This is a genomic window from Paenibacillus sp. FSL H8-0122 (genome assembly GCF_038005345.1).
In the GTDB taxonomy this organism is placed as follows: domain Bacteria; phylum Bacillota; class Bacilli; order Paenibacillales; family Paenibacillaceae; genus Paenibacillus_AQ.
Genome location: NZ_JBBOTB010000001.1, coordinates 2,984,447 through 2,997,198 on the forward strand (window position 1 = coordinate 2,984,447; position 12,752 = coordinate 2,997,198).

Annotated in this window: 11 protein-coding genes; all 11 read right to left on the reverse strand. The window is 54.0% G+C overall.

Annotation, left to right across the window (positions count from 1 at the left end):
* Positions 1-24: 24 nt before the first annotated feature.
* The 11 genes from NSS64_RS13035 to pssA all read right to left on the reverse strand — a co-directional run bounded on the left by NSS64_RS13035 (position 25) and on the right by pssA (position 12,730).
* On the reverse strand, positions 25-777 hold the full coding sequence (locus NSS64_RS13035; protein ID WP_341140384.1) for an ABC transporter ATP-binding protein: 753 nt from the start codon (positions 775-777) through the stop codon (positions 25-27).
* Positions 768-1,532: an ABC transporter ATP-binding protein gene (locus tag NSS64_RS13040; protein ID WP_341140385.1), complete on the reverse strand. Its 765-nt coding sequence runs from the start codon at positions 1,530-1,532 to the stop codon at positions 768-770. Before NSS64_RS13040 ends, NSS64_RS13035 begins: the two co-directional genes overlap by 10 nt.
* Positions 1,529-2,398: an ABC transporter permease gene (locus NSS64_RS13045; protein WP_341140386.1), complete on the reverse strand. Its 870-nt coding sequence runs from the start codon at positions 2,396-2,398 to the stop codon at positions 1,529-1,531. The genes NSS64_RS13040 and NSS64_RS13045 overlap by 4 nt, the downstream gene beginning before the upstream one ends.
* Positions 2,395-3,384 (reverse strand): ABC transporter permease, encoded by a 990-nt coding sequence (locus NSS64_RS13050; RefSeq protein WP_340940864.1) that lies wholly within the window; start codon positions 3,382-3,384, stop codon positions 2,395-2,397. The genes NSS64_RS13045 and NSS64_RS13050 overlap by 4 nt, the downstream gene beginning before the upstream one ends.
* Complete coding sequence (locus NSS64_RS13055; protein ID WP_341140387.1) at positions 3,381-5,000, reverse strand: ABC transporter substrate-binding protein; 1,620 nt, start codon at positions 4,998-5,000, stop codon at positions 3,381-3,383. Before NSS64_RS13055 ends, NSS64_RS13050 begins: the two co-directional genes overlap by 4 nt.
* Before the next feature lie 140 nt (positions 5,001-5,140).
* Positions 5,141-6,337: an NAD(P)/FAD-dependent oxidoreductase gene (locus tag NSS64_RS13060; protein WP_445667793.1), complete on the reverse strand. Its 1,197-nt coding sequence runs from the start codon at positions 6,335-6,337 to the stop codon at positions 5,141-5,143.
* Positions 6,306-7,061: an alpha/beta fold hydrolase gene (locus tag NSS64_RS13065; RefSeq protein ID WP_341140389.1), complete on the reverse strand. Its 756-nt coding sequence runs from the start codon at positions 7,059-7,061 to the stop codon at positions 6,306-6,308. The genes NSS64_RS13060 and NSS64_RS13065 overlap by 32 nt, the downstream gene beginning before the upstream one ends.
* Before the next feature lie 504 nt (positions 7,062-7,565).
* Positions 7,566-8,438 carry an amidohydrolase family protein gene (locus NSS64_RS13070; protein WP_341140390.1) on the reverse strand — a complete coding sequence of 291 codons (873 nt, stop codon included), beginning with the start codon at positions 8,436-8,438 and terminating at the stop codon, positions 7,566-7,568.
* A gap of 20 nt (positions 8,439-8,458) precedes the next feature.
* Complete coding sequence (locus NSS64_RS13075) at positions 8,459-11,578, reverse strand: GNAT family N-acetyltransferase (protein ID WP_341140391.1); 3,120 nt, start codon at positions 11,576-11,578, stop codon at positions 8,459-8,461.
* A gap of 126 nt (positions 11,579-11,704) precedes the next feature.
* On the reverse strand, positions 11,705-12,199 hold the full coding sequence (locus NSS64_RS13080) for a DedA family protein (protein ID WP_036728489.1): 495 nt from the start codon (positions 12,197-12,199) through the stop codon (positions 11,705-11,707).
* A gap of 6 nt (positions 12,200-12,205) precedes the next feature.
* Positions 12,206-12,730 carry a CDP-diacylglycerol--serine O-phosphatidyltransferase gene (gene pssA, locus NSS64_RS13085; protein ID WP_340940875.1) on the reverse strand — a complete coding sequence of 175 codons (525 nt, stop codon included), beginning with the start codon at positions 12,728-12,730 and terminating at the stop codon, positions 12,206-12,208.
* Between the last annotated feature and the right edge of the window lie 22 nt (positions 12,731-12,752).

Sequence of the window (12,752 nt, forward strand, 5' to 3'; positions counted from 1 at the left end):
TAATCCTCCTGATGTGTTGAATGTTCAATATTGCGGCATCTTGGGCACCGCAGACAATAGCTCACGGCTGTATTCATGTCCCGGCCGGACGAAGAATTCATCCTTCGAATTCACCTCGACCAGCTGGCCCTGACGCATCACAGCGACGGTATCGCTGACAGCATGAATGACTCCCAGATCATGGGAGATGAACAGCATCGTAAGATTAAGCTCGGCTTGCAGCGTATGGAATAGCTCCAGCACGCTGTGCTGCACTGAGACATCCAGTGCGCTGGTGGGCTCATCGGCGATCAGCAGGGTAGGCTCCACGCTAAGCGCGCGTGCAATGGCGATCCGCTGGCGCTGGCCGCCGGAGAATTCATACGGATATCTGTCCAGCGACTTGGCATCCAGCTGCACCCGGCTAAGCAGCTCCTTACTTCTGCGCTCTACCTGCGAACGTCCTACAATCCGGTGGAACAACAAGGCTTCCGCCAGAATCTGCCGGACGGTATGCCGGGGATTCAGCGAAGAATCCGGGTTCTGGAAAATCATCTGAATCTGCTTATGCTGTGCCTTGCTCCGCTTCCTGCCTAAGAGCTCCGCACCCAGCAGAAGCTGTCCTTCATCCGGGGTGATCAGTCCGGCAATGACCCGGGCCAGCGTAGACTTCCCGGAGCCAGACTCACCCACAAGCCCTAGCGTGGTATGCTGCGCAAGCTCCAGCCGGATCTGATCAAGGGCGGTGAACCCGCCATAACGGACGGTTACATCCTGCACCTGTAGTGCTACTTCCATGAGATCCCGCCTCCTTCCAGCTCCGGCAGAGGGAGCACCGAATCCATTAGCATCTGTGTATAAGCCTCAGCCGGATGCCGCAGCAGGCTATGTGTCTCGCCTTGCTCAATGATCCGGCCCTGCCTCATTACAACCAGTCTGGAGCAGAGATTGGCGGCAATCGCCAGGTTGTGGGTCACGAAGACCATAGCGAAGCCCAGCTCCTGCTGCAGACTCGTAATCGTATCTATAATCTGGCGCTGAACCGTCACATCCAGCGCCGTAGTCGGCTCATCGCAGAGCAGAATGCCCGGCTTGCAGGCCAGCGCCAGAGCAATGACCACACGCTGGCACTGGCCGCCGGAGAGCTGGCCCGGGTAGCGGTCTTTTGTCTTCAGCGAAGCTGGCAGACCGAGCCGTTCAAGCAGCTCCAGGGCAATGCGCCGCGCAGCCTTCAGACTGGTTCTCTGTCTGTAATAGACAACCTCGGTCAGCTGCTTCACTACCGGACAGAGCGGGTCCAGTGCTCCTCTGGGGTCCTGGAACACCATGGCACTGCTTACCTTGCTGCGGACCGCTCCGCCGGTCTGCTCCACACCGCGCGGAAGCAGGCCGAGAATGGCCCGCAGCGTCAGCGATTTGCCGGAGCCGGATTCGCCTACCAGACCGAGGCTTTCGCCGCGTTCAAGGGAGAAGCTGACGCTGTTCACCAGGATTTCTTTGGAGAGGGCCGCGAGTGTCAACGCTTCGAGTTCAAGTACAGGTTGTGTTGTCATCCTTTTCTCCTCCAGATATCGGCCAGTCCGTCTCCCAGGAGAGACAACGCAATTCCCGTATACACAACTGCGAAGCCGGGAACCGCCGACAGCCACCAGGCTGTAGTAATGAAGGGCTGTCCGTCTGCGATCATCGTTCCCCAATCAGGCGTAGGCGGGGCAATCCCGATGCCCAGATAACCCAGCGTAACGATGGCTACCAGGAGTCCGATCATATCCGTCATCAGCACGACAACGGCTTGCGGCAATACATTCGGCAGAAGATGGCGTATAAGGATGCGGTATCCGGGCAGACCAAGCGTCTGCGCCGAGGCGATCCATTCCTGCTTCCGGAAGGATGCACTGAGTCCTCTGACCACACGGGCGAATACAATCCAGCCTACGAGAATGAAGGTAATATAGATTCCGCGCTCCCCTGCCCCGCTGGCGAAGGCCACGATAATGACAATCAGATAGAACGGGAAGGCAATAAAAGTGTCTGTGATCAGCGATATAATTCTATCGGTCCATTTGCCATAGTACCCCGAGATCATGCCCAGCATGACGCCCGTGCAGAACGGAATAATCTCAGCCAGCACCATGATCGTCAGATCCGTCCGGGCGGCATAGACCAGTCTGGTAAATAAATCCCGACCAAGCTGGTCAGTACCCAGCCAATGGGCTGCGGAGGGTGGCTGCAGGAAGGCGCTCAGATTCTGCTCCGTCGGATTATAGGGACTTAAGTAAGGGACGAATATGGCGAGCAGTATAAGTATAGCGAACATAATGATCCCGATCAGCAAGGACGGGGTGTGAAGTACTCTTCGGAGTCCGCTTGCGGGCTTCCCGAGGTCCGGTAAGGTTGAGTCTATCTGTGTAGTATTCATGATTTCCCCTTCGTTCTGGGATCAAGCCACCCGGAGATGATTTCGATCAGCAGACTGATGATCACAACAGCCAGCGCACAATAGAGCGCAATCCCCTGAATCACCGGAAAATCCCTGTTTGAGATGGAGGTGAACAGCAGGCTGCCGATGCCCTTGATACCAAAAACCTGCTCCACAACGAGCGTTCCCCCGATCAGGTAGGACACATTCACTCCAAGCAGCATTAGGGTCGGCAATGCCGAATTGCGCAGCACATGCTTGAACAGGATCACCCTGGACGGAATTCCTGCTGCCCGGAGAGTGACAACGAATTCGGATTCGAGCACCTCCAGCATTTGCGCACGCAACGAGCGGACCAGCGTAGGAATCTGTGAAAAAGCAATCGTGACCGCCGGAAGCACCAGACTATGGAGCGTACCCGACCAGCCCTCGCCGATTCCACCTACGGGGAACCAGCCCAGCCGCACGCTAAAGAACAGAATGAACAGAATGCCAACCCAGAAGACCGGCATCCCCAGGGTGATTGCTGGAATAATGCGGATGAGATGGTCTAGCAGCTTGTCCTTGTTGGTGGCAGCAACCGTTGCCAGCAGCAGTGCTGTAATCATCGCAAGCCCCGAGGCAATTACAATCAGCAACAAGGTGACCGGAGCACGCTCTGCAATCAGCTCTCTGGACGAGGTGCCCGCGATAATAGAGTTTCCGGTATCTCCCTGAGTGAACAGCAGCTTCACGAACCGGGTGAACTGATCCCATAAGGAGAGATCCAGTCCCAGCGTGTGGTGCATATTCTTAAGCGCTTCAGGTGTGCTGTATTCACCGAGAATCATTTTGGCGGGGTCGCCGGGTACTATTCGAATCAGGAAAAAGACCGCCGTCATTACGCAGAGGATAACAAGTAAGGCTCTTACAAGGGCTAGGGCCAGCCACTTGTAAGAACCGTTGTTTCCAGCTGCACCCCTCAGGGTTAGCCTGGATTTCATCATTTAGATAGTCGGACATCTTCCAGACGGATGCTGCCGTTAGGCAGAACCACAAGTCCGTCAACTGAAGAACGGGCGCCGATCAGGATATCAGGATAGTACAGCGGGATGTAAGGAACTTCATCGGCAAGCGTCTGTAAAAGCTCGGTGTAGATGGTAGCCCGTCCTTCACCGTCTGCTGTCTTCTGGCCTTCATATAGCAGCTTGGTTACCTTCTCATTCGTGTAATGCGTCCAATACGATTTGCTGAAGCCCTCCGGGTCGGTCTGGAACGCCAGAATCGAGTTCGCTTCCGGGGAATCCGCCTGACCGCTGTTCAGCATCGCCGCGAAATCATAAGCGAAGAAGCGTTCACGGAAGGTGGCCAGCTCCACCGATTCAATCTCAATCTTGATCCCGATCGCCTGGCCGGCTGCCTGGATAATCTGGGCTTCCTGGGCCCGGGTGCTGTTGCCCGAAGCCACCAGCAGCTTGGTGGAGAATCCGTCAGGGAAGGCCGATTTGGCCAGCTCTGCCTTGGCAGCCGCCGGATCGAAGCTCAGTGCCTTGATCTTGTCATTGGCATTGTAAGGGATCGTTGACGGCAGCAGCGAAGTCGCCGTCTGCGCATAGCCGAAGGTCAGGGCCTTAGTCAGTCCGTCACGGTCAAGCGCCAGTGCCAGTGCCCGGCGGACATGCACATCGGAGAAGTGCTTATCCAGTGTATTGAAGAAGAGCTGCTCTGTCACCCAGCTGCCGTTCGTTACCACTGTTGTGTCTGCACCATCCTTAATCTCACCCGCATTCTGTAGCGACAGGGCTTCAACTGCATTCACTGCTCCCGCCTTAAGCTGGTTGATGGCTTGGCTGTCGTCCTGGATCAGCTTATAGACAAGCTTGTCGATATAAGGCTGGCCTTCCTTCCAGTAGTTGGTATTCTTGGTGAAGGTGACATCACCTGCCGGGTCCCAGGTATCGATCACGAACGGCCCGGTGCCTACCGGCTTCTTGAAGAATTCCTCTTCGGTCACTCCGCCGAAGTTATTCGGGATGATCCCGTTCGAGAAGTTCGACAACTCCGAAATGAATGGAGTGTAGGGTTCTTTCAGCGTGATTACCAGTGTCTTCTCATCCTGTGCCTTGACCGTATCTACTTTGGCCGAGATGGCCAGGGGACCGCCAACCTTCAGATGCCGCTGGAGGGAGAATACCGCATCCTCTGCAGTCACCGGCGTACCGTTCGAGAACTTCAGCCCGTCACGGAGTACGAACGTATAAGTTAAGCCGTCTTCGCTGATCGTATGCGAGGCTGCGAGCTGATCTGTAATTTCACCCTTGCTGTCAAAAGCAACCAGTGACTCAAACACTTTATCAATCGCAAATGCGTTATTCGATGTAATCTGGTTATGCAGATCAAACGACGTTACGGAAGCCGGGCGGCCATACACGAAGGTGCCTCCAGTTGCAGGCTCTGCTGTGCTTGCACTTTCCGTTGCTGCTGGAGCCGTACTGGCCTGAGCCCCATTACTGGAATCCGCAGGATTGGCAGACCCGGAGCAGCCGGCAAGCAGCGATACGAATAGTACCGCGAGTGTGCCCAGCCCTGCTGTTTTTCTCATAGAAGCTTTTAAATTAATCACGTGTGATCCACCCTTCCTATAAATCATATATGTTTAGTATGGATTGTATTATGGATCAGACCTTCACTTCTGTCAAACAAAAATTCATCCGGCAAGCCGAATTAAATCATAATGTTCCAATGAAGGAAATGTATTCGTAATCATCCGCCCGTTATGGCTCTCTGAAGGCTATAATCGTCCAGCTCCAGATCAGGCTCCCTGCCGAGTGCCAGCTTCGCCAGCTGATAACCGATATACGGCCCCATCGTAAGTCCTGAGGCTCCCAGACCATTGGCCGCAAGGACTCCGCTCCACCCGGGGACAGCCCCTATGACCGGCAGAAATCCCGGAGTGAACGGACGGAAGCCGACCCTCACTTCACTATAGGTACCATCCGCCAGTCCAGGCGCTACTTCCAGCCCCTTAGCCAGAATCTCCTGCATCCCGCCAGCGGTCACTCTGGTATTATATCCTTCTACGTCATTCTCATGAGTAGCTCCGATAACAATCTGCTGCCGGGCAAAAGCGAGCAGATATTGATCGCTTGGCGGGATCACCACCGGCCAGAGTTCCGTATCCTTGTGGTCAGAAACCTGCAAATGCATGATTTGCCCCTTCTGGTAGCTCACCTTGAAGTCCATGCCCAGCGGCCGGAGCAGCGGGTTCGCCCATGCACCTGCACAGATAATCACTTCATCCGCCGGATAATAGTGTCCCCCTGCGTTGATTCCGGTTACCCGGCCCGGTTCAAAAGCAAGCGCAGCGTCACCATTAACCATGACCGCTCCCTGCTGCTGTGCAGAATGAAGCAGAGCGTCCCGCAAGGCGCGGCCATCCACCCTGGCAGCACCGCTGATATGAACCGAGGCGTATCCTTCCGCCAGCAGCGGGAACCGTTCACGGGTCTCCTGAGCGTTAAGCCGCGTAATGACTCCGATCTCCGGGGCATCCGCCAGCCGCATCCGTGCCCGCTCTTCTATTTTGTCGAGCTTGCTCTCATCCGTATGTATACTAAGCGCTCCAACCCGGGCATAACCGGTATTCGCTTCTCCGCCTTGCTCCAGCTGCTGAATCAGCTCAGGGTAGAACCGTGCCCCCGCCTTCGCCAGCCGGTACCACGCCTGATTGCGCCGCTGCGACAGCCAGGGACAGATAATGCCTGCCGCTGCATCCGTAGCTTGTCCAGGGTCTTGACGGTCTACAATCAGTACCTCCGCCCCCATCCCTGCTAACTGGTAAGCTGCCGATGCCCCGAGAATCCCTGCTCCGATTACGATGACTTTCTTCATCTGTACGCCCTTTCTGGATGTGTATACCCCCGTTGTACTAGTGGATAGGGTTCTGTGTAAGGAATTCAAGAATCGTATCGTTCACCAGGATGGGCTGTTCCCTTAACATATGCGGGCGGTGCCCCGCTCCCTGAACGATCAGCGTCCTTGCATCCGTAAGCAGAGAAGCGAGCTTCACCGTTCTATCCTCTCCCGCGAACGGATCATGTTCCCCTGAAATTAGCAGTGCCGGGCAGGTTATACTGCCCAGTTGCTCCTCCGTGAGATCCGGGTATCTGATCCAGTCCTGCACCGTTTGCCCTAGATAGTATTGCCAATTCCCCTGATGGGCCTCCTGATGCCTCTCGATCATCTGATTAATGAAGGCTTGCTGCTGATTCGCCAGCAGCTGTTCAGGCTCGTATTCCCCGGCTCCAGCCGGTTCACAGAATCCGCTGGTTCCAATCGTAGTCAGCGTAGCAATTCGTCCCGGATGATTCACCGCCAAGTACAACCCTACGCCCGCTCCCATACTGTATCCAATAAGATGTGCCCGTTCAATGTTCATTCGATCCATGAATCCGGCGACATCCTCAGCAATTTGCGGAGTAGACCAGTCCAGATTCCGGCATCTGGTCCTTCCATGCCCTCTCAGATCCGGGAAGCAACAACTGTATTGGTTCTGGAAGTCCAGAACCTGGCTGCTGAAGGCCAGCATGCTGCGGGAATAATGACTATGCAGGAAGATCACCGGTTCTCCGGTGCCCATCTGTTCATAGAACATTTCAAGATCATGTACCTGTATGTATGGCATGATGCCTCTCCCTCTGTGAATGTAAATAGACCATTACCGGACCTTTACGAGCCAGCTTCTTATTTGCACAGTAGTCATTCGGATGCTAGGCACTTGAATGATAGTAACTGCATTTTATACATTAGAATGCTTTAAAAAAGACTTTAAAATAGCATCTATTGTATTCCGTACAATTGAATGTTGTAAAAAGGCCATTTTTCACCCAAAACTCAACATTCCACTGTATGAAATACAATAGAATCTCATTTTACGGTCAGCTATGCCTTTTCTAATGCAGGAAATACAATCAGCTACTTAAATTTAAGAGTAGAAGTCGGTAACGGGTGTAGTACCTGCCCAGTATCAGCCCCCAATATCAACTCGATGTTCATGCTCAGACTTTAACACGCTACTCACAGCTTACCACAGGTCGTCCATCAGAAGTAGTAACCCGCCACGCTTACCCGCGCAACAAACTAAAAACCCCCGGAATACCATTCCGGGGGAAGTCTGCAGCCCATCTCACTATAGCTTCAGTTCTCTGATCCGCTCCGCAAGCTTAGGGAACACGCGGAGTGCGTTGTTATAAAAGACGTCTTCATGATAAGCCTCCGGCACCAGGTGCTTCACGAAGGTAATATAAGCATCCAGCGGAACCAGCGGCCAGTCGGTGCCGAAGACCAGCCGGTCGTATTTCTCGGCGAACACCAGCGCCCGGCGGAAATGATCGGTATAGGTCTGCTCAGTCAGCAGCCGGTCCACCTTGGCCTGATCGCCGACAATCCAGCCGGACAGATCCGTGTAGAGGTTAGGGTTCTTCTCCAGCAGGGCTGCGGTGTCCATGACCCAAGGATCGCCCAGGTGGCAGAGCATGAAAGTAATCTCCCTGTGCTTCAGGAAGGTCTCCTCCATGGACAGCGGGTGGGAGTATTTCAGCAATCCCTGGTCCGCATAAGTCAATCCGCCATGAATGACCACCGGAAGGCCGTAAGCGGCAGCCAGCTTATAGACCGGATCATAGATCTCATCCCCGACATTGAAGTGATAGTACCCGGCGTACAGCTTGATGCCAACGACATCGGAGCGCTGCAGCGATTGCTCCAGTGCTTCGAGCTGCCCCTCCAGATGAAGAGTGAGCGGGTTAATACCCACGCAGGTGAACAGATTGTCCGGCAGTGTCCCGCTCAGGTCAAGCAGCATGGGATTGAGGGCAGCGGAATCGGGAAAAGCTCCGGCAACCGTCTCAGTCACTCCCATGCCGACCCCAGCAATGACACCGCTGCGGCGGAACTCCTCCAGGAGTCCCTTGCCGGTATAATCGATATGCGCCAAGGTCTGCGCTGTTTCGTGGAAGGCTGCAATATTGGAATAATGCACATGTGCGTCAATGATTTTCATAGAAGCTTCCTTTCTCTGACTCACTTCTTGAACCGGATCGACAGCAGATCGCCATAGGCCTGCTCAGGTACCTGGAGATCCGAGATCAGATAGAATTGCGGTTTGCTGAACTGCTCCTTGCCATCCTGCAGATGCAGGTACTCCTCCGTATAAGACAGTATCGCATCTGCATTCACCATAAGAGAGGGAGAGGAATGTTCAGGTGCTGCAATTAACGTCAAGCGGTGCTTGCGCTCCTCAGAACCCAGCTGCAGAAGCCCGTTTGAACTTTTAGCTCCTGACTGTACTCTGCCTGCCTTATACACCAGCTGTTCCCCTCTGCTATTCTTAAGGTATCCTCTACCCGCCTTGATCGCAGAACCGGCCTGATAGAAGGTTGAAGTCTCAAGCTGCAACGGGTGCAGCGGACCGCCTGTATTCTGCTCCACATGTACCGTAGAGACAAGCACCGGAACGCCCGGCAGCAGCATGTAATATTGATGCAGTACGAGTCCTTTGTATTTATCATTCTTCTGAATGGTAACGCTCATCCGTATACCCGACCAGCGGTTCCCCTTGTTATCGGTCAATTCGGCGAAATCAGCCGTTAGCGGCTCCTCCATGAAGCTGCGCAAGGCGATTTCTTCCACAGTGGTTACGATACCACCCACCCATGGATTCCACCAGGACTTTGCAATCGGCTGCGGAAAAGAAGATTCAAGCCATTCCTCGCCCTGATGGGCAAGCGAGAACAATCCCGGTGCAAAGTCAGGACTGGCCTGTATCCGCAGTATCCCGTTGTCCACAGCCAGTACCTGTGCCCCTTCTGCTGTGAGTCTCTCCTGCCGGACACGTTCAGCCGCGACCGGCAAGACCAGGAAGGAGTGATCCTGCACATAACTGTCCAGATCCAGATGCAGGGTCAGCACATCCGGGGCAGCGCCTGCCGGTACTGTCAGCGGCAGAGCTGCTTCTCTGAGCTTCTCTTCCTCTTGCACCGTTAGCCGGGCTTCCTCCATGCTGCCTGCTCCGGAAGAGATCCGAATCTCACCCGCCAGATAACTCTTCTTCTGCTCCTGAAGGAGAAGCTTAGCCTCTCCGCTGATGAACGGATTCCCGTTATTCAGGCTCAGCTCCAGCTGCTCTGTAGTGGTGAGTTCCTCAGCATTGCTGTTGCCGCTTTGCAGCGCATAAGCACGGAAATCCTTCCAATGGTCCCAGGTTCCCAGAGCGATCCGCAGCGGCTGCGTTTCCTTCCGCCCGCCGGCGGGAATCCGTCCCAGGGAATGCTCCACAGCATGCATCCAAGAATCTTGAATCAGCTTAAGCTCTGACGGCCAGCTAATCCCTCTGGAGAAGCCTTCATCCGCAGCGAACATCCAGTTCTCCGTGAAATCCTGCGCTTCCCAGTAATCCATGCCGGAGGCTTCAGCCCCTGCGCTCAGATCTATATATTTGCCGCGGTAAGGGATGACGCCGCCGTGCAGACCGAAGCGGAAGCTGTCCTTCAGTAACAGCTCTTCCTCCTGTGCGGTAGCCTGCGGGTTGTCGATTCTGAAATAACGGGAGACCATCCCGTTGCCCAGCAGCTTCACCACCATCGTCAGCAGCAAGCCTTTCCTGATGCCGGCTTCATAAGTAGCCTCAAGCACGATAGCCTCTTGATCCCTGGAGATCTTCACATCCAGCGCCGAGAATTTGTTGAATTCATTCGTATACGGCAGTCCAAGCTTCGGATAAGGCAGGTTCATGAGATATTTACGGTTCTGGAAAAAAGTTAGCCAGTGGTTCGTTTTGTTCAGAACGGCGGAATAGCGGCCATTGCTGATGATCCAGTCCTTGTCGGTCGGGCCGCCGAAGGCCGTCTCTGCTCCGGAGAAGACCAGGCTCAGCTCCTGTTCCAGGATAGCTGAACCGGCTCCTTCTTCTGCACTGCGGATACTCACCGTATGGTGCCAAATGCCATACCCGAGCAGCCGGGCCGCTGCGGTAACGGTTCTCCGGCTCTTCGCCGGAACCTCTACGGTGTAACGCTTTTGACTGAACGACAAAATCTCATCCTCCGGCAGCTCAAAGCTGAACACGGTATCCTTGCTGTACTCATTCTCCACCGTCACATCCAGCTCCACCTCTTCACCAGCGAAGAGCGTTCTGTCCGGCAGATGCAGCTTCACCTTGACCGGGAATTTCGGCTTAATGCCCAGCTTGAAGACGGCAGGCAGGCCGTTAATAAGCAGTTCAGCCTCCACCACAGGATGAGTCTGATAGAGATCCTGCTCCTCCTCCACCGGATGGATGAAGAAGCGTCCTTCGATCCGCGCCTCGGTTTCGATATCCTGAGCAGCGTCCAGCTCCAAGCGGATTTGTGCATTGCTTTTACCGTTAATCTGGAGTGACAGGGGTTTCCCACTTTTATTAAAGGCTTCATAAACGACGGGGTATTCCGCTCCAAACGGCAGCTCATGCTGCGCAGGAATCGTTACCTGTATCCGGTAATCCTCCGTCTCAATCAGGCGCAGGCCGCGGCCGGTCCGCTCATATTCCATTTTCAGCGCCAGGCCGTCCTTCAGCCATTCATATGTAAAGTAGTCAAACCCGTTTTCCCCATGACCGTCAGGCTCCACCTTGATCTCACGGATGCTGTCGTTATACCAGTCTATCTTCTCGAAATAAGACTTCACCGCTCCGGTCTGAAGCACCGAGGGGATGAAGTTCATCAGGTGAGTGGTATCATCCCGGTTCTCCCAGAAGAACCCGCTTTTCTTATACGTAGGCACCGCCTTGACATTACCAGGCCACGTATAGAGATCCAGCCGAGGCCAGCCCAGCTTAATCGTCTCTTCAATCGAACGCCTTACCAGCGCCTTGCCCACCTTGCGTCCATGGTAATCCGGTCTTACGTTGAGCAGAGCGATATAGAGCGCCCCGGTATCTTCTTTATAATGGGAGAAGCTGCAGTATCCGATGACCTCTGAGCCGCTTACCGCCAGGAATAACTTGAGCATCGGGCTGTTCTCGTGTTCCCGCAGCACGCTTTCCTCTGTCCGGTACGCTCCGTCTCCGCCCCAGCTCTCTGCACTTCTGTTCCACATCTCGGCAATGGAAGCAGCGTGCCTCTCCGGCACATATTCTTCAATAACTATCTGTTGTAATTCAGACATTACAGTCATACCTCCTCAGAAACGCTATAATTCCTAGCTTCATAGCAACAAATACTACTTGCAGTATATAACAGAATGTTCAGCGGCTGTAAGTTCCTGTTTGATTATAAAAGATTATTACTTAACTCAAGCAAAGGTTAGCCTCGAACCGATCAGATAGCCAATCGAGACAAACAGGAGGGACCAGATAAAGGCACCGGCCAGGGTGACCATTAAATATTTTCGGAAGGACATGGCGCTGATGCCCGAGATGTAGCTGGTCACATGCCGGATGCCCGGAACAAAATAAGCGATGAATATCGTCCAGTTGCCGAACCGGAAAAACCAGCGTTTGACATAGGCGAATCTTTTGGGCGTCAGGCCTACCCATTTCCCGTACCGGTCCACGACAGGCTGCCCTACTCTGAGACCGATGGTATAGCTGATCAGCATGCCTGTAATCGAGCCTATGAAACAGACCAGAACCGAAAGCGAGAAATCCAGCACCATGGTAGAGGATAGATAGCCAACGAACAGCGTCAGCAGCTCATCGGGAACGGGAAGTCCGACAAGCCCCAGCGCCAGCAGCGCGAATATAGCTATATAACCGTATTGTGAGATCATCTCGATGACCCATGGCATGAACAATCACTTCCTGTTAACGAATTTTTTGAACGAAGGGAATGGAACCCTGCTTATCATCAGTATGGACAACAGTCCCATAATTAAAATGACCATTTCCGGCTTCAGCCGCTCACCTATAAGTGTGGTCATCGACAGAAGCAATCCGGCTGCCGTAATCGGCATGCCCACGAAGCCCTTGGAAGGAGCCGAGATATTGAATCTGGCCAGCCGTAGCGCCCCGCAGATCAGGAATGCGACCGCAGCCACAGGTCCGACCCACTGCACGTTCTCCAGACGGTATAACAGAATAAGAAAGACGGGAGCGATACCAAACGAAATAATATCCGCCAAAGAGTCCAGTTGTTTGCCGAAATCACTGGTGCAATGGAGCATCCGGGCGAGCAGTCCGTCCATAACATCGCATATTGCAGCCAGCAGTATCATTAATAAAGCAAGATCATAACGTTCCTCAATCGTGAATAGCAGGGAAATTGATCCGAAGCCCAGGTTCCCCAGTGTGCACATTGAAGGCAGCCAGCTCCATTTCATTGCTGTTCACTCCTTTCCAGAC